Source organism: Chimaeribacter coloradensis, from assembly GCF_002858715.1.
In the GTDB taxonomy this organism is placed as follows: domain Bacteria; phylum Pseudomonadota; class Gammaproteobacteria; order Enterobacterales; family Enterobacteriaceae; genus Chimaeribacter; species Chimaeribacter coloradensis.
Genome location: NZ_PJZH01000016.1, coordinates 26877 through 47386, shown reverse-complemented (window position 1 = coordinate 47386; position 20510 = coordinate 26877). Strand labels below are relative to the sequence as shown.

Sequence of the window (20510 nt, the reverse complement as noted above, 5' to 3'; positions counted from 1 at the left end):
ATTTGTTTTATATCAGAGGATTATTTGGGAAATTTATTCTTATAAACCGGTTTATCACGCACATCACTGAGAAAATAACGTGTTGTAATAAATATTTTTTATCTCTGTGATAAATTTTTTTCCAAGCAGAGCGCGGTTTCGCTGCATATACCTAGATAGCCACTGATTTAAAAAAGTGCCGCTTATCAATAATCAGGGTAACGATAGACGCTTATTTGCTTTGTTTTTTGGTTGTTCCTTGTTGCTGTTGCCACACCAGATTGAAAAACAATGAAGCCACGGAATTCCAGGGCTTTTTGGTTAATTTCCCTTACTGTCTCTTTCTCCGATCAGGGCGGGCCTGTCTATGACAAGCTGCTGTAATGAAAGGTAAAAGCGTGCCGGCATGGGATTTTTTACGACGATTTGGAGAAGAGGCAGCATATGGCAACCGCAAACATCCTTTCCCGTAGTTCCGGTGACGTGATTACCCAGGTCGCAGACGGAAACCAGACACTCTCCCTGAATGAACCGAGCGTGGTGCGCATCAACGGCACGCGCGCCATGGTCGTCCGCTATGAGCGGGTCGGCAATGATCTGATCCTGCATATGCAGGATGGCTCCACCATGACCTACCGCAGCTTCTTCCTGACCAATGCCGAGGGGCTGCACAGTGAACTGGTGTTTGATGACGGTGCGGGCCTCATCGACCATGCGGTGTTTGCGGATGCCGCGGCGACAGCGGGCGCGACGGCGGTGGTGCCTACCTTTGCAGCGATGGAAAGCATCGGGCCGCTGATTGCCGCCGGGTCGACCCTGGGCCTGTCGCCGCTGGCGCTGGCCGGGATCGGGGCGGTGGCGCTGGGCGGCGGGATTGCCCTGGCCGCCGGCGGCGGTGGCGGTGGTGGCGGCGGCAGCGCCGGGGATGGCGGCACCGTCACGCCGGGCACCGCACCGGTGGTCACCCTGACCCCCTGGCCGCCGATAACCTGCTGAACGCTGCGGAAGCGCAGGCCGCCCAGACCCTGACCGGCACCGTGCAGAACGCCGAAGCGGGCAGCGTAGTCCAGGTGACGCTGAACGGCGTCACGTACAGCGGCACCGTGGCCGCAGACGGCAGCTTCAGCATCAGCATCCCGGCCTCCGCCCTGCAGGGGCTGGCGGACGGCAGTTATCCGCTTGGCGTGACAGTGACCAACGCCGCCGGGCTGAGCGGCCAGGCGACCGCCACGCTGGTGGTAGACACCACCGCGCCGACCGTAACCGTAAATCCGGTGGCCGGTGACAACCTGATCGACGCCAACGAAGCGGCCCAACCCCTGACCATCAGCGGCACCGCCTCCGCCAGCGAGGCGGGGCAGACCGTCACCGTAACCCTGAACGGCACCGCCTACACCGGCACCGTGGGCGCGGACGGCAGCTGGAGCCTGACCCTCCCGGCCGGGGCGCTGAACGGCCTCGCCAACGGCACCTATCTGCTGACCACCTCCCTGACCGATGCCGCCGGTAACACCACTACCGTGACCCAGAGCGTCACCCTGAACACCACCGGCGCGACCCTGCCGACCCTGACCCTGGCCCCGTTCGCCGGGGATAACGTGGTCGACGGCACCGAGGCGCAGAGCGCCCAGACCCTGAGCGGCACCACCACCGGTGTGGAAGCGGGGCAGACCGTGACGCTGGTGCTGAACGGCATCACCTACACCGCCGCCGTGAATGCCGACGGCAGCTGGAGCACCACCGTCCCGGCCGCCGATCTGGCGCAGCTTGCGGCGGGCACCACCACCCTGACCGCCACCGTCACCACGCTGGCGGGCGTCCAGGCCGCTGACAGCGAAACCATCACTGTTAACCTGAGCGCGGCGCAACCGACCCTGACCCTGGCCCCGTTCACCGGGGATAACGTGATCGACCGTACCGAAGTGCTCGCTGACCAGACCCTGAGCGGCACCACCACCGGCGTGGAAGCGGGCCAGACCGTGACGCTGGTGCTGAACGGCATCACCTACACCGCCGCCGTCAACGCGGACGGCAGCTGGAGCACCACCGTCCCGGCCGCCGATCTGGCGCAGCTCGCGGCGGGCACTACTACCCTGACCGCCGCCGTCAGCACCGCCGGCGGCGTGGCGGCTGACGCCAGCGCCACCCTGACCGTGGCCGGGCAGCCGACCCTGAACCCGGTCACTGGGGATAACATCATCAACGCCGCCGATGCCGGTGCCGATCTGGTGCTGAGCGGCACCACCGGGACGGCGGGCGTGGGCCAGAGCGTCACCGTGACGCTGGGCGGCACCACCTACACCGGCAGCGTGGACGCGGCAGGCAACTGGACGGTGACCGTGCCGTCGGAAACGCTGCAGGCGCTGCCGCAGGGCACCACCACCCTCGACGTGGCGATCACCGATGCCGCCGGCAACGTCACGCCGCTGACCGCCACCGTCACCAATGACACCGCCGCGCCGGTGCTGGCGGTGGACCCGGTCGCCGGTGACCAGACCATCAACATCGCGGAAGGGCAGGCGGACATCGTCGTCAGCGGCACCACCAGTGACCCGGCTGCGCCGTTAAGCGTCACCCTGAACGGCGTTGCCTATACGCCGGTGATCGCCGCCGACGGCAGCTGGACGGCCACCATCCCGGCCAATACCCTGACCTACCCGGCAGGCAGCTACCCGCTGGAGGTCACCACCACCGACGCCGCCGGGAACCCGGCCACGGTCACCCAGACCCTCTACCTGCACGCTGACCCGGCCGCCGCGCCGACGGTGAGCATCAATGCCTTCGCCGGGGATAACACCGTCGACGGCGCTGAGCTGGCCACCGCACAGGTGTTGAGCGGGACCACCACCAACATGGAAGCGGGGCAGACGCTGACCATCAACATCGGCGCGTCGCTGCAACGCACGGCGGTCGTCCAGGCGGACGGCAGCTGGCAGCTCACCCTCACGGCGGAGGAGCTGGGCGCGCTCCCGGCCGGTACCACTGACATTACCGTCCAGGCCACCGACGCCGCCGGTAACCCGGCCACCAGCACCCCGCTCAGCATCGGCGTGATCCCGACGCAGGGCGGTGTGGCGATCGATGCCGTCACCGGGGATAACCTGATCAACGCCGCCGAAGCCGCGGCCGGGCTGACCCTGCAGGGCACCACCCTGAATGTGGCGGAAGGCACCACTGTCGACGTGACGCTGAACGGCATCACCTACAGCGCCATTACCCAGGCGGACGGCAGCTGGAGCGTCAACGTGCCTGCCGCAGATGCGCAGCTTCTGGGTGACGGCAGCTACCCGGTGACCGTCACCACCACGGACAACAACGGCGCGGCCCTGACCACCAGCACGACTATCACCACTGCCATCGCCACCCAGCCGGTGGTGACCATCAACCCGCCGCTGGGGGATGGCGTCCTGAACCTGGCGGAAGCCGCCACTGACCAGACGCTGACCGGCAACACCGGCGTGACCGGGGCAGGGCAGGCGGTGACGCTGACCCTGGGCGGCGTGGCCTATAACGCCACCGTGGCCGCCGACGGCAGCTGGAGCCTGGTGGTTCCGGCCGCAGACCTGCAGGCGCTGCCGGACGGCAGCGTGCCCTACAGCGTGGTGGCCGCCGACGCCGCCGGGAACAGCAACACCCTGTCCGGCAGCCTGCCGGTGGACTTCGGCGCGCCGACCCTGACCCTGAACCCGGTCGCCGGGGACGGCATCCTCAACGCCGCTGAACAGCAGGTCACGCAGATCCTCAGCGGCACCGCCTTCGGCGTGGAGCCGGGGCAGGCGGTCACCGTGACCCTGAACGGTGTCACCTACAGCGCGCCGGTGCTCTCCGGCGGCAGCTGGCAGGTGGAGATCCCGGCCGCCGATCTGGCGCAGCTCGCCAACGGCGGGCTGACCGTGACCGCCACCGTGGCGGATGCGGCGGGCAACAGCGTCAGTGAAAGCCAGACGCTGATCGTGAACAACACCCTGGGCGGCCTGGCCCTCGATCCAATCGCCGGGGATAACCGCATCAACGCCACCGAGGCGACCGCGCCGCTGGTGCTCACCGGCAGCGCCGCCAATGTGGCGGAAGGCAGCCCGGTCACCGTGACGCTGAATGAGCGCACCTACACCGCCGCCGTCGGCGCAGACGGCAGCTGGACAATCACCGTGCCGGTGGCCGACGTGGCCGCCCTGCCGGACGGCACCAACACCCTGACCGTCACGGCCACCGATGCCGCCGGTAACCCGCTGAGCAGCAGTGTCGACATTGACACCCGCATCACCACCCTGCCGGAGCCGGTAGCCGACGCGCCGTTCGGCGACGGCACCCTGAGCGGGCCGGAAGCGGCGGTTGACCAGACGCTGACCGGCAGCACCGGCGTGACCGGCAGCGGCCAGTCTGTGGTGGTGAACCTGAACGGCGTTGACTACGCCGCCACCGTGCAGCCGGACGGCACCTGGAGCGCCACGATTCCGGCCGCCGATCTGCAGGCGATCCCGCCGGGCAGCACCCCGCTGACGGTCACCGCCACCGACCCGGCCGGGAACAGCGACAGCAGCACCACCCCGGTCACGGTGGTCGGCAGCAGCAACCTGATCGTCATCGACCCGGTCACCGGCGACAACCTGGTGAACGCCGATGAAGCAGTGGGCGGCATCACCCTGAGCGGCACCGCCGACAGCCTGCCTGCCGGCACCGCCCTGACGCTGACCCTCGCCGGGCAGACCTACACCGCCACCACCGCCGCCGACGGCAGCTGGAGCGTGGATGTGCCGGAAGCGGACGTGCTGGCCTGGACGGATAACCCGCTGCTGCTGGTGGTCACCGCCCCGGACGGCACCAGCAACAGCGTGGAGATCGGCAACTACGTCACCAGCCCGCTGGCCCCGACCTTTGACACGCCGTTCGGCGATAACGTGCTGAATATCGAGGAGGCGGCCGCCGACCAGACACTCTCCGGCACCACCGGCGCAGCGGGGGCGGGGCAGACCGTGACCGTGACGCTGGACGGCACCACCTACCCCGGCAGTGTCGACAACGACGGCAACTGGACGGTGAGCCTGCCGGCCGCCGCGTTGCAGGCGCTCGCGGACGGCACCACCACCATTGAGGTCACCGTGAGTGACGTGGCGGGCAACAGCGCCACCACCAGCCAGACCCCGACCGTGGCCCTCACCGCGCCGACGCTGACCGTCGGCACTATTGCCGATGACAACGTCATCAACTACGCCGAGGCGCAGGCGGGCGTGACCCTGACCGGCACCTCCTCACTGCCCGGCAGCACTGTGACCGTGACGCTGGGCAGCGAGACCTTTACCGCGGACACCGGCACCGACGGCAGCTGGACGCTGACCCTGCCTGCCGGTGCGCTCAGCGCGGGCGGTGCCTTCCCGGACGGCACCTACCCGCTGACCGCCACCCTTACCGATGCCAACGGCAACACCACCACCACGACCCAGCCAGTGGTGATCAACGCCGATGAGGACTCCCTGCCGACCGTGACGCTGGACAACGTCAGCGGCGACAACCAGCTGACTGAGGCGGAGCACCAGGTCTCGCAGACCCTGAGCGGCACCACCACCAACGTCGAGCCGGGCCAGCAGGTGACCCTGACCTTCAACAACCTGACTTACACTGCCACCGTACAGGGGGACGGCAGCTGGAGCGTGATTGTGCCGGCGGCGGACATCGCCGCCCTGCCTGCCGGGGCCAGCACCGTCACCGCCACGGTCAGTGACAGCGCCGGTAACACCGCGACCGCGGCCGAACAGAGCGTCACTGTGGTCGAGACCCTGGGCGGCATCGCCATTGACACCATCGCCACCGACAACCGCATCAACGCCGCCGAGGCCGCCACCGATCTGGTGGTGCAGGGCAGCGTCTCCAATGTGGCGGAAAACGCCCTGGTAACCTTCTCCTTTGCCGGGCGCAGCTTCTTCAGCCGTGTCGCCAGCAGCGGCTGGCGCGTCACCGTGCCGGCGGAGGTGGCCCAGTCAGTGGGCAGCGGCACCGTGGTGGCCACCGTGAGCACCACCGATCTTGACGGCAACACCACCACCAACGAACTGCCGATCTCCCTCTATGTTAGCCCGGTGCCGGTGGCCTCTCTCGACACCCCGTTTGGTGACGGCTTCCTCAATGCGCAGGATGTGACCGCCGCCCAGACCCTGACCGGCCGCACCGGCGTTAGCGGGGCGGGGCAGACCGTGACCGTTACCCTGGCGGGCACTACGCTCACCGGTACCGTGGGGAATGACGGCGTCTGGAACGTGACCGTGCCGGTCGCGGTGCTGCAACAGCTGTCAGAAAGCGCCTCGCCGGTCACCGTTGAGGTGCAGGTGGCGGATGCGGGCGGCAACACCAGCACCACCAGCGGCACTGCGGTGGTGGATCTCACCGCCCCTGTGCTGACCCTCAACACCCTGGCGGGGGATGACATCCTCAACGCTGCGGAACAGGCTGTCCCGCTGGTCATCAGCGGCACCGCCACCGGCGGCGTCGAAGGGCAGACCGTCACCGTCACGCTGAACGGCATCAGCTACACCGCCACCGTGCAGGCCAGCGGTAACTGGCAGGTCACCGTCCCGGCCGCCGATCTGGCGCAGCTCACCAACGGCGGCTTCACCGTCACCGCCAGCGTCAACGATGCGGCCGGTAACCCCGGCACCGTCAGTGACGTGCTGGTGGTCAACACCGATCTGGGCGGCATCGCGATTGATGCCATCTCCGGCGACAACGCCCTGAGCCAGGCAGAAAGCGGCCAGCCGCTGGTGATCGGCGGCACCACCGCCAACGTCACCGCGGGCAGCAGCGTCAGCGTGGTGCTGGCGGGCGTTACCTACACCACCACCGTGAACGCGGACGGCAGCTGGTCGGTCACCGTTCCGGCCGCTGACGTCGGCGGCCTGCCGGACGGCCTCAACAGCGTCACCGCCACCGTGACCGATGCGGGCGGCACCGGCGAGAGCGCCACCGCCACGCTGGATGTCCATATCACCAATCTGCCGCAGGCGGTGCTGGATGCCCCGGCCACCCTGAACGGCGACGCCGCGCAGGCGGAGCTGGCGCTTACCGGCAGCACCGGCGTCAGCGGTGACGGCCAGACCGTGACCCTGACCCTGAACGGCCAGACCTTCACCGGGCTGGTGGACGGCGACGGCAACTGGCGTGTGGCGGTACCGGCCTCCGCCCTGCAGGCGCTGACGGACGGCGACTACCCGCTGGCGGTGACCGTCACGGATGCGGCCGGCAACATCAGCACCGCGACCGGCACGCTGCCGGTGGATGTCACCGCGCCGACGCTGGCGATCGACCCGGTCACCGGCGACAACATCCTCAACCAGACTGAAGTGCAGGCGGGGATCACCGTCACCGGCCAGTCCGATAACCTCGACGGCACCGTGACCGTGACCTTTAACGACCAGACCTACACTGCCACCGTGGGCGGTGACGGCAGCTGGAGTGTGGCGATCCCGGCCGACGCGCTGGCGGGGCTGGCGGGCAACCTGCCGCTGACCGCCACCCTGACCGATGCCGCGGGCAACGTCACCACCGTCAGCCAGACGGTGACGGTCGACGCCACCGATCTGCCGCAGCTCACCCTGGATCCGTTCACCGGTGACAACGAGCTGGACAGCGCCGAGATCGGCGTGGCCCAGACCCTGACCGGCACCACCACCAATGTGGAAGCGGGGCAGACGGTCACCGTGACCCTCAACAACCAGACCTACACCACCACCGTGCAGGCGGACGGCAGCTGGAGCCTGATTGTCCCGGCGGCGGATCTGGCGCTGCTGGGCACCGGCTCCGCTACCCTGACCGCCACGGTGGCTGACCTCGCCGGGAACAGCATCACCGCGGAAGAGACCCTTACCGTGGTCACCGGCCAGGAGGCGGTGGCGATCGACACCCTTGCCGGTGACAACTTCCTTAATGCCGCAGAGGCCGGTGAACCGCTGGCAGTCAGCGGCGTGGCGGTGGGCGTGGCGGAAGGCAACGCCGTCACTGTTACCTTTAACGACCAGACCTACACCTCCACCGTCAACGCGGACGGCAGCTGGCGCGTGGAGATCCCGGCGGATGATCTGGCCGGGCTGGCGGACGGCACCTACAGCGTCACCGCCAGTGCCGTCGACAACAACGGCGCGACTGTGACCGACAGCCAGGATCTGGTGGTGCTGGTCAACAACCTGCCGGCCCCGATCAGCCTCACGCCGTTCGGTGACGGCTACCTGAGCATCAGCGAGGCGGCGGCCGGGCAGGCGCTCACCGGGCAGACCGGCGTCAGCGGCACCGGGCAGAGCGTCACCGTGACGCTGGCCGGGCAGAACTTTACCGCGACCGTGGATGAGAACGGCTTCTGGAGCGCCGACATCCCGGCGGAGGTGTTGCAGTCCCTGACCAACGGGCTGGTGAACTTCACCATTGCCGCCACGGACGCGGCGGGCAACAGCAGCGAGGCCACCGGTGCCTTTACCGTGGACTTCACCGCGCCGGGGCTGAGCATCGGCCCGATCTCCAATGACAACATCATCAACATCGCCGAGGCGGCAGGTGAGGTAGTCCTGCGCGGGACCTCGGCGGACATCCCGCAGAACGGCGCGGCCGGGGCCACGGTCACGGTGACGCTGAACGGCGAAACCTACACCACCACCGTCACGGAAGAGGGCACCTGGAGCGTGCCGCTGCCGGTAGGCGCGCTGGCCGGGCTGCCGGACGGCAGCTACCCGATCACCGCCGCCATTACCGATGATGCAGGCAACAGCACCAGCGTCACCGGATCCGTGACCCTGGCCACCGATCCGGCCAACGCCCCGCAGATCACCTTCGATCCGTTTGCCGGTGACAACGTGCTCAACGGCGCGGAGCAGAACACCACCCAGCTGCTGAGCGGCACCGTAAGCAATGTGGAGGCCGGGCAGGTGGTGACGCTGACGCTGAACGACCGCAGCTACACCGCCACCGTGCAGCCGGACGGCAGCTGGAGCACCGAGGTGCCGGCCAACGACCTGCGCCTGCTCAGCAACGGCACGGTCACCATCAGTGCCAGCGTGCAGAACGTCGCCGGTAACCCCGGCACGGCGGAAAGCAGCCTGACCGTTGACCTCGACCAGGGCGGCCTCAGCCTCAGCCCGCTGGCCGGGGACAACCTGCTGAACGCCGAAGAGGCCGCCAACGATCTGGTGATCAGCGGCACCTCGCTGGATGTCCCGGCGGGGGCGCTCATCACCGTGACGCTGAACGGCCAGACCTACACCACCACCCTGGGGGATGCGCAGGGAGGCTGGAGCGTCACCGTACCGGCTGCGGCACTGGCCCTGCTGCCGGACGGCCCGCAGACCGTGACGGTCACCAGTACCGACAGCGCCGGTAACCCGGTGACCACGGACGCCACGCTCACTGTCCTCATCAATAACCTGCCTGTCCCGACGCTGGATCTGCCGTTCGGCGACGGTATCCTCAACAGCAATGAGGCGCTGGTCAGCCAGACCCTCACCGGCTCCACCGGCGTGAGCGGTGCCGGGCAGAGCGTCAGCCTGACGCTGGGCGGCACGCTCTACACCGGCACCGTGGACGAGAACGGCCTCTGGAGCCTGACCCTGCCGCCGCAGGCGCTGAGCAACCTGCCGGAAGGCACCACTACGCTGCCGATTACCGTCAGCGATCTGGCGGGCAACACTGCCACCCTCAACGGCAGCGCGCAGCTCGACTTCACCGCGCCGACCGTGGTGGTGAACCCGATCGCCAATGACAACATCGCCAACGCCAGCGAGATTGCGGCCGGGGTGGTGGTCAGCGGCAGCGGCTCGGAAGTGGGTGAGGTGGTCACCGTGACCATCCTGTTCAACGGCATCTCCTATGACGCCACCGTGCAGCCGGGGGGCGGCTGGAGCCTGACCCTGCCGCCGAGCGCGCTGGCCAACCTGCCGGACGGCAACTATGACCTGTCGGTCAGCCTGACGGACATCTCCGGCAACACCTCCACCCTGATCCAGACCCTGACGCTGGATGGCGCGGCCGCCAACCTGCCGCAAATCACCATCAACGCCGTCGCCGGGGATGACATCCTCAACGGCGCGGAGATTCAGAGCGCGCAGCTCATCAGCGGCGTGGCGCAGAATGTGGAAACCGGCCAGAGCGTGCAGATCACCCTGGGCGACAACACCTACACCGCGCAGGTGCAGGCGGGCGGCGTCTGGTCAGTGACCATCCCGGCGGCCGACCTCGCCCTGCTGGCTGACGGGGCACAGACCCTCAGCGCCGGGGTGGCGGATGTGGCGGGCAACCTGGCGACCACCAGCCGCCCGATCACCCTCAACAACGCCCAGGGCGGGATCAGCATCAACCCGGTTACCGGTGACAACCTGATCAACGCCGCCGAAGCGGGCGCGGCCATTACCCTGAGCGGTAACACCGCCAACGTGGCCGGGGGGGCCACCGTGACCGTGACGCTGAACGGGGTGACCTACACCGCCGACGTCGGCGCGGACGGCAGCTGGACGGCCACCGTCCCGGCGGAGGATGCGGCGCTGCTCACGGACGGCAACCTGCTGCTGTCGGCCAGCGTGACCGACAACGGCGGCACGGTGCAGACCACCGACGTCACCCTGGGCGTGTTCACCACGCCGGTGCCGGTGCCGGTCGTCAACGACCTGTTTGCTGACGGCGTGCTGAGCAGCGGCGAGGCGGCGCAAAGCCTCGGCCAGAGCATCGCCGGCAGCACCGGCGTGACCGGCAACGGCCAGACGGTGGTGGTCACCCTGGCCGGGCAGCAGATCAATGCGGTGGTAGACAACACCGGTGCCTGGAGCGCCACGCTGCCTTCCGCCCTGTTGACCGGGCTGGCGGGCGGCACCAACAGCCTGATCGTGACGGCCACCGACGCCGCCGGGAACACTAACCAGACCGAGGCCACCTTCGAGGTCGACTTTACCCCGCCGACCCTGACCCTCGACCCGATCGCCGGTGACAATATCCTGATCAACAGCGACACCAACACCACCATCAGCGGCACCACTGATGCCGTGGGCCAGACGGTGGTGGTCACCCTGTTTGATGTGCCGTACCAGGCGGAAGTGCAGCAGGACGGTACCTGGACGCTGTTCCTCAGCGGCCTGAACCAGATGCCGAACGGGACTTACCCGGTCACCGTCAGCGTCACTGACGCCTCCGGCAATGTCACCACCCTGACGGATCAACTTCAGGTGGCGCGTAACCTCGACATCGCCATCACCCGCGATGCCCTGACCGGCGATGACGTGCTCAACGGCGCGGAAGTGCTGGCAGACCAGGTGATCACCGGCAGCACCGTGGGCGTGGAGGCGGGCCAGACCCTGACCCTGCGCTTCAACGGCACCGACTACACCACCACCGTCACCTCCGGCGGCGGCTGGAGCGTCACCATCCCGCAGACGGCGCTGGCCGGGCTGGCGAGCGGCGAACAGGTGATCATCGAAACGCGTGTCACTGACATCTACGGCAACCCGGCGGTGCAGAGCAGCTCGGTCACCGTGAACCTCGAGCAGGGCGGCATCGCCTTTGACCCGGTCAGCGGCGACAACGCCATCAATGCTCAGGAAGCCACCGGCGACATCGTGCTCAGCGGGGCCACCGCCAATGTGGCGGCAGGGGCGACGCTGGCGCTGACCTTTGACGGCAACAGCTACACCACCACCGTCAATGCCGACGGCAGCTGGAGCTTCACCGTGCCGGCGGCCGATGTGGCCGGCCTGCCGGACGGCATCGTACCGCTGACGGCCACCGTCACGGATCTGGGCGGCACCACGCTGACCCAGACCCAGGACATCAACGTCCATATCACCAGCCTGCCTGCACCGGTGGTCAGCACCCCGCTGGGTGACGGCTTCCTTGGCTCGGCAGATGCCGCACAAGACCAGTACCTCTCCGGCTCCACCGGCATCAGCGGTGACGGCCAGACAGTGGTCGTTACCCTGGGCGGCTTTACCTATAACGCCCAGGTCAACAACGACGGCAGCTGGACGGCGACCCTGCCGTCCGCTGACCTGCTGACCCTGCCGGAAGGCACCACCCCGGTGACCGTGACCGCCACGGACATCGCCGGGAACAGCGTCACCACCAGCAGCAGCCTGACGGTGGACTTCACCGCGCCGGTGCTGACGGTTGCGGCGGTCGCCACCGACAACGCCCTTAACGCCACCGAAGTGCAGCAGCCGTTTACCGTCAGCGGCACCGCACCGGCCGGGGAAGCGGGCCAGACCGTGACCGTGACCCTGAACAGCGTCAGCTATACGGCGGCGGTGCAGGGCGACGGCAGCTGGACGCTGGATATCCCGGCCGGGGCGCTGGCCGGGCAGCCGGACGGCAGCTACCCGCTCACCGTGACCCTCACGGATGCGGCCGGGAACAGCAGCACCAGCACCAACACCCTCACGCTGGCGGCCTCACTGCCGCTGCCGCAGGTGGATACCCCGCTGCAAAACAGCTACCTCAACGCCGCCGAGGCGGCCGTGCCGCAGGTCTTCACCGGTAACAGCGGCGTGGCGGGCAGCGGCCAGAGCGTGGTGATTAACTTCGCGGGCGTGGACTACCCGGCGACCGTGGACGCCGACGGCAACTGGACGCTGACGCTGCAACCGGCGGTGTTGCAGGCCCTGCCGGAAGGCACCCAGCCGGTGCTGGTCACCGTGACCGATGCCTTCGGCAACCAGGGCGTCACCGAGAGCGCGATCATCGTCGACTACAGCGCCCCGGTGCTGAATGTGACGCCGGTAGCGGGGGATAACATCATCAACGCCGCCGAAATCACCGGCAGCGTGCTGTTCAGCGGCACCACCGGCGCCGCGGAGGCGGGGCAGACCGTCACCGTTGATTTCATTAACCAGACCTACCAGACGCAGGTGCAGGCGGACGGCAGCTGGAGCATCACCCTGCCCAACAGCGTGACCCAGACGCTGGCCGACGGCAGCTACCCGGCCACCGTGACCCTGCTGGACGCGGCGGGCAACCCTGTCACGCAGAGCGTTACCGTGACGGTGGACGCCTCCGCCGCCGATCTGCCGACCCTTACCGTGGTCGCCGTCAGCGGGGATAACTTCGTCAACCAGGCGGAAGCCGCGGCGGATGTGCTCGTCACCGGCAGCAGCACCAACCTCCCGGCCGGGCAGGTGGTGACGCTGACGCTGGCAGACCAGACCTTTACCGGCACCGTGGCCGCAGACGGCACCTGGAGTGTCACCGTGCCGCAGGCCGCCCTGGCCGCGCTGGCTGACGGCACCCAGACCTTTACCGTCAGCGCCGCTGACGTGGCGGGCAACCCGGCCAACAACCTCGGCCAGTTCACGCTGGTGGCGCAGGCGGCGAGCCTGCCGTCCGTGACCCTTGACCCGGTCAGCGGTGACGGGGTGCTCAACGCCCAGGAGGTGCTGAACGACCTGACGATCACCGGCAGCAGCCAGAACGTGCCGGAAGGGGGCACGCTGACCGTCAGCCTCGGCAACGGGCTGGACTACGCCGCCACCGTCAATGCTGACGGCAGCTGGAGCGTGGTGGTCCCGGCGATCGACCTGCAAACCCTGCCGCAGGGGGCCAACAGCGTTACGGTTACCGGCAGTGATGCCGCGGGCAACCCGGCCACCGGCAGCGAAAGTTTCACCGTGGACACCACCATCCCGTTGCTGGATGTCACCACCAGCCTCGGCACGGATGCGATCCTCAACCAGGCCGAAGCGCTGGCCGGGCTGACCATCAACGGCACCGCCGAAGCGGGTCTGCCGGTCACCGCCACCCTGAGCGGCATCACCTACAGCGTGGTGGCCGCCGCGGACGGCAGCTACAGCCTGACCATCCCGGCCGGTGAGCTGCAACAGCTCCCGGACGGCCCGGCCTCGCTGGTCGTGACCGTGACGGACGGCAGCGGCAACGTGGCAACCCAGACCTTCCCGGTCGGCATCGCCATCAATACCCTGCCGTCACTGACCCTGGACACGCCGTTCGGCGACGGCCTGGTCAGTGCGGCGGAAGCCGCGGCTGACCAGGTGCTGAGCGGCACCGCCACCAACCTGGAAGCGGGCACCACCATCACCGTGACCTACGGCAGCCTGACCTTTGCCACCACCCTGAACGCCGACAACACCTGGAACCTGATCATCCCGGCCAACACCCTGACGCCGCTGGGCGACGGGGCCGAGCAGGTGCTGGTCTCGGCGGCGGATCTGGCGGGTAACCCGGCCAGTATCAGTACCAGCGTGGAACAACTGGTCAGCGCCGTGCCTGTGGCGGTGCTCAACACGCCGTTCGTCGACGGCCTGCTGAATGCCGCGGAAGCGGCCAGTGACCAGGTGATCAGCGGCTCCACCGGCGTCACCGGCAGCGGCCAGACCGTGACCCTGACGCTGGATGGGCAGCCCATCACCACCACCGTGGATGAGGGCGGCATCTGGAGCGCGACGCTGACGGCCGAACAGCTCTCCGGCCTCAGCGACGGCACCCACACCCTGGCGCTGTCAGTGGTTGACCGGGCGGGCAACACCTCCGACATCAGCACGGACTTCACCGCCATCGTCAATACCCTGCCGGATGTCACCTTCAACCTGCCGTTCGGGGACGGCATCATCAATGCCGTTGAGGCGGCGCAGGGCGGGGCGCTCAGCGGGACCACCGGCATCACCGGTGCGCAGACGGTGGTGGTGAACGTCAACGGGACGCTCTACCCGGCGGATGTCAACCCTGACACCGGCGACTGGTCACTCACCCTCTCCCCGGCGCTGCTGACCACGCTGCCGGACGGCGCATGGCCGGGTTCCGTCACCGTGACGGACGCAGTGGGGAACACCTCGACCCTGGGCGGTGACCTGTTTATCGCCATCAATAACCTGCCGGTGGCGAGCCTGAACGCGCCGTTCGGCGATGCGCAGCTCAACATCGCGGAAGCGGCGGCCGGGCAGACCCTGAGCGGCAAAACCGGCCTCAACGGCGACGGCCAGACGGTCACTGTCTCTATTGACGGCGGCGCGCCGATTGCGGCCACTGTCTCCGCCAACGGCGACTGGACGCTGGATCTTACCCCGGCGCAGTTGCAGGCCCTGTCCGACGGCACGCACACGCTGCTGGTCACCGCCAGTGACTTTGCCGATAACACCAGCACCACGTCGCTCGACTTCGTCGCCAGCCTGACCCCGCTTGACCCGGTGATCGACACGCCGTTCGGCGATGGCGTGCTCAATATCGCCGAGGCGGCCGGTGTCGTGACCATCACCGGGAATACCGGTGAGGTGGGCGTCGGCCAGGGGGCGCAGCTTACCCTTGACCTGGACGGCATCAGCTACATCGGCACGGTGGACGCGCAGGGCAACTGGACGGTGACCCTGCCGGCCGGGGCGCTCAGCGGCCTGCCGAGCGGCCCGCATGAGCTGGATGTGACGCTGATTGACCAGGCCGGCAACATCGCCACCGATGTGCTCGCCTTCACCGCGGTGCTGACCGCGCCGCAGCCGACCTTCTCGGTGGCCTCCGGCGAGGGGGTGATTAACGCCGCCGCCGTGGCCAGCGGCATCGTGATGAGTGGTACCACCGGGGCCACCGGGGCCGGGCAGACCGCCACCGTGACGCTGGGCGGCACGCCGTACACCGCCACCGTGGCCGAGGACGGCACCTGGACGCTGCCGCTCTCTTCGGCGCAGCTCGGCCTCCTCGGGCAGGGCAACCAGCCGCTGATCCTGGATGTCACCGACAGCGCAGGCAACCCGGCCCGGCTCTCTGACAGCGTGCTGATTGATACCACCGTCCCGGCGGTGGATGGGCTGGTCTTCTCCGCAGGCGATACCCTGGACTATGTGGAGAGCTTCACCACCCAGACCCTGAGCGGCACCACCACCAATGCCGAAGCGGGGGACGTCATCACCGTGACCATCGGGGAGGCGACCCAGACCGGCATTGTGGCGGCGGACGGCAGCTGGTCCGTGAACCTGACCCCGGCGCTGCTGGCAGGGCTGGAAGATGCCGGGGCGATCGGCGTCACCATCACTGACCTGGCGGGCAACACCAGCGGCACCACGCTGCCGGTGGCGGTGGATCTCACCCCGCCTGCCGCGCCGGACATCGCCGTGGTGGCGCTGGGCGGCGACAACATCATCAACGCCACAGATGCCGCCACCCTGGCCCTGACCGGCCGCTTCTTCCGGCTGGCGACCGGCAGCGTGGGCACCGTCACGGTGGCCCGTGCTGACGGCACCGTGCTCGGCAGTACGCCGATCTCCGGTACCGACGGCGAGTGGAGCGTCAGCGTACCGAACACTGCCGCCAGCCTGCCGGACGGCACCCAGACGCTGACGGTCACCCTGACCACGGCGACCACCACCCTGACCGGCACCACCACGGTGCTGGTGGACCGCGCCGCGCCGACCCTGACGCTGGATCCGTTCACCGGGGATAACATCCTGAATGCCGGTGAGCAGAACAGCGGCCAGACCCTGAGCGGCACCGTCTCGGCCGCGGACGCCGGGCAGACGGTGACCCTGACGCTGGACGGCAACACCTACCGCGCCGTGGTGCAGGCGGACGGCACCTGGGCAACCACCGTGCCTTCCTCCGCGCTGCAGGCGCTGGCTGACGGCAGCTACCCGATCACCGCCACCGTGAGTGACGTGGCGGGCAACACCACCAGCCAGACCCAGACCCTGACGGTGGACACCGCCGCGCCGCTGATCACCGTGGAAGCGCTGGCCGGGGATAACATCCTCAACGCCGCCGACATTCTGGTGACGCAGGTGCTGACCGGGACTGCCTCCGGGGCCGAAGGGCAGACCGTCGGCCTCTACCTCGGCGACGGCAGCCCGCTGGCCACCGGCGTGGTGGCAGCGAACGGCACCTTCAGCCTCGACCTGACGCCGGAAGTGCTCGGCAGCCTGACCGAAGGGCCGCTGGTGCTGGGGCTGCGGGTCGGCGATGCGGCCGGGAACACCACCGCCGCCACCGTGACCGTGAACAAAGTGGTCAACAGTGCGCTGAACCTGGTGGTGGACTCGGTGTTCGGCGACAACACCCTGAACGCGCTGGATACCGCCGTAGCGCAGACCATCAGCGGGGTGGCGACCTCCGCCGGGATCGGCGCTACCGTGGCCGTGACCCTGGGCGGGACGACCCTCACCGCCGACGTCGGCCAGAACGGCCAGTTTGCCATTGTGGTGCCGCCGAGCGTGCTCGGGCTGCTCAGTGACGGCCCGCTGGCCGTGGATGTCACCCTGACCGACGCCGCGGGTAACACCCGCACTGTGGGCCAGACCGTGACTGCCATTGTCGATGCGGTGCCGGTAGTGGGCGAACTCACCGGGCTGTTCGGCGGGGATAACCTGCTGAACGTGGCGGAATCCCTGGCCGGGCAGACCATCGGCGGGGTGATCAACGCTGCCGCAGGCTCGACCGTGACCGTGACCCTGGGGACGCGCGCCTACCAGAGCGTGGTGGGTGCCGACGGCAACTGGAGCGTCACGCTGCCGGCCGCCGACCTCACGGCGCTGGCCGGGGGCAACCTCAACCTCGGCCTCACGGTGGTTGACCCGGCAGGCAACGTCGCCTCCAGCACGACCACGGTAGGCATTTTCAACCTCCAGCCGACCCTGACCCTGAACCCGATCTTCGGCGACGGGCTGCTCAACATCGCCGATGCGCTGGTGAACCAGACCATCAGCGGCGTGGTCACCAATGCCGCACCGGGCAGCACCGTGACGCTCTCCCTCGTCAACCGCACCGTTGACGCCACCGTAGGCAGCAACGGCAGCTTCAGCGCGGTGATCACGCCGGACATCCTCGGCACCCTGACCAGCGGCCCCCTGACCGTGGGCGCGACGCTGAACGGGGCGGCCGGCAATACCGCCACCGCCAGCGCCGGGCTGACGGTGGATGTCACCGCGCCGACCATTACGCTTAACCCGCTGTTTGGTGACGCGCTGCTGAACGCGGCAGACGCCACCGTGAACCAGCTGATTGGCGGGACCGTCGGCAACGCGGAGGCGGGCTCACGCGTGGTGGTGTCTATCGGCAGCCAGCAGTATGTCACCACCACCGCCGCTGACGGCACCTTCAGCCTGGCGCTGACGCCGTCCATCCTGCGTACCCTCACTGACGGCAACCTGTCCGTGGGCGTCAGCGTCACCGATGCCGCCGGGAACACCAGCAGCACCAGCGGCACCGCGCTGGTCGGCATCACTAACCTGCCGACCATCAGCCTCAACCCGGTGTTTGGCGGCGACAATATCCTGAACGTGCTGGAAGCGCTGACCACCCAGACCATCAGCGGTAACGTGGGCAACGTGGCGGCAGGCAGCACCGTGCGGATCAACGTCGGCAACATCGTCACCACCGCCACCGTGGGGCAGAACGGCAGCTTCAGCGCCCAGCTGACGCCGGATGTGCTCGGCACGCTGCTCTCCGGCAACCTCACCGTGGGCGTCTCGGTGACTGACCCGGTCGGCAACGTCGCCAGCGCCAGCATCGGGGCGCAGGTCGGGCCGCGTGTGACCCCGACCGTGACGCTCAACACCATCTTTGGTGACGGCGTGCTGAGCGCGGCGGATCTCAGCATCGCGCAGACCATCAGCGGCACCACCACCAACGCGGCGACCGGCTCGGCCGTCAGCGTGACATTGGGCGGCGCGACCTACAGCACCACCGTAGGCAGCAACGGGGCCTGGTCACTGAGTGTCCCGGCCGGTTCCCTGAGCGGGCTGGCCAACGGCACCCAGACGGTGAACGCCACGGTCACTGACCCCTACGGCGCAACCGGCACCGCCAGCCGTACCGTCAGCGTGATCGCCCAGACCCCGCCGACCGTGACCCTGACCTCGGTGTTTGGGGATAACGCCATCAGTGCCACCGATGCGCGCCAGGCCCAGACCATCACCGGGACCACCACCAACGCCGAAGGATCGACGCTGCGGGTAACGCTGGGCGGCACCACCTACACCACCACCGTGGGCAGCAACGGTGCCTGGAGCGTCTCCGTCCCGGCGGCGGCACTGGCGGCACTGGCGGACGGTAACTACACCGTCACCGCCAGCGTCACCAACGCCGCCAACAACAGCGGCAGCGGCAGCGCGGCAGTCTCGGTGATCACCCACACCCAGCCGACCGTGACGTTAGGCTCGGTGTTCGGCGGCGACGGCTACCTGAACCTCGCCGAGGCCAGCACCAACGAAACCATCAGCGGCACTGCCACCAATGCGGTAGGCAGCACGGTGACGGTGAACGTGGCGGGGAACGTGCTGACCACCACCGTGGGCAGCAACGGCACCTGGAGCGTGTCGGTGCCGAGCGCAACGCTGCTCAACATCAGCGACGGCAGCCATACTGTCACGGCCACGGTGAGCGACGCAGCGGGCAACACCGCCAACGCCAGCAGCACCTTTACCGCCGTGACCCATAACCTGCCGCTGGTGGCGGTCGACCCGGTGCTCAACCTGGTCAACTTCCTGCTGTTCGGCCTGACGGTCTCCGGCGGGACGCTGAACCTGCCGCAAGGCTCGCGGGTGAGGGTCACCCTGCAAGGGGTGAGCCAGACCACCACCGTGGATGCCTTCGGCCGCTACAGTGTGCACTACACCTCGTCGCTGCTGGGCGGGCTGCTGATCAACCTCAACTCGATTGTCACCGTGTCGGCGGTGGATGTGGCGGGTAACACCGCGGCGGTCACCACCACGCTGTTGCTCGGCTCGCTGTTGCCGGTCGCGGCAACCGCCGAAGCACAGACACTGATGGTGGCGACAGCGAGTGATGATGTCTCGTCGCTGGCGACCGGGGATGACAGCAGCAACACAACGGTCCACACGCTGTCGGCGCTGAGTGTCAGTGAGGTCGCCTCCACCACCGCGGAGGCGTCTGACAGCACGTTGGCCACCACGGCACTCACTGCCGGTGACACCACCACCGCCAACGCGGCGGTGGTCACGGCAGAAAGTGACGAAACCGCCTATTCTATCGGGGGGCTGACGCTGGATCTCACCACGCCAGACAGCGAGGCGCTGGGCGGCACCGGTAACGACGTCATCCAGCTGCACACGCTGGACTTCCTGCACATTGACGGCGGCGCGGGCACCGACACCCTGCAACTGGCGGGCACCGGGCAACACCTTGATCTGGTGGCGCTCGGGCTGAAAGTGGAGCACGTCGAGATCTTTGACCTCGGCCAGAGCGGCACCAACAGCATCCGGCTCGATCTGCATGAGGCGGAAACCGTGAAGGATTCACCGGAGGACACCCTGTTCATCCGCGGCGCGGACGGCAGCCAGGTCACCCTGGTGGGAGACGGCAGCACCTGGGCCACCACCGGCCAGCGGGTGGTGGACGGCCTGACCTTCGACGTTTACCACAACAGTTCACTGGACAGCAGCAACACCCTGGGGGATGTGCTGGTACAGCACGGTATTCAGGTACACCAGGCATAAGGAGGCCACCGGGACCACAGGTACTGACGCCGGGGCCGGGGCAACCCCCCGGCCCCCTGACAGTTGTAAGGAAACCACACGCCGCGCGGCGGAAACCGCCGCCGTGCGGCATGACCTAAAAGAACCGAATAT

The 20510-nt window shown here is 68.1% G+C and carries 2 protein-coding genes; both read left to right on the top strand.

The window, feature by feature from the left end; translation table 11 throughout:
- The first annotated feature begins 423 nt into the window (after positions 1-423).
- On the top strand, positions 424-975 hold the full coding sequence (locus tag CYR32_RS14700; protein ID WP_101825720.1) for a BapA prefix-like domain-containing protein: 552 nt from the start codon (positions 424-426) through the stop codon (positions 973-975).
- Positions 954-20378 (top strand): Ig-like domain-containing protein, encoded by a 19425-nt coding sequence (locus CYR32_RS14695; RefSeq protein ID WP_338152918.1) that lies wholly within the window; start codon positions 954-956, stop codon positions 20376-20378. Before CYR32_RS14700 ends, CYR32_RS14695 begins: the two co-directional genes overlap by 22 nt.
- Positions 20379-20510 lie beyond the last annotated feature (132 nt).

Bases quoted from the DNA above. Each gene is read 5' to 3' on its own strand.
- CYR32_RS14700 (WP_101825720.1), top strand. From the start codon at position 424: ATGGCAACCGCAAACATCCTTTCCCGTAGTTCCGGTGACGTGATTACC.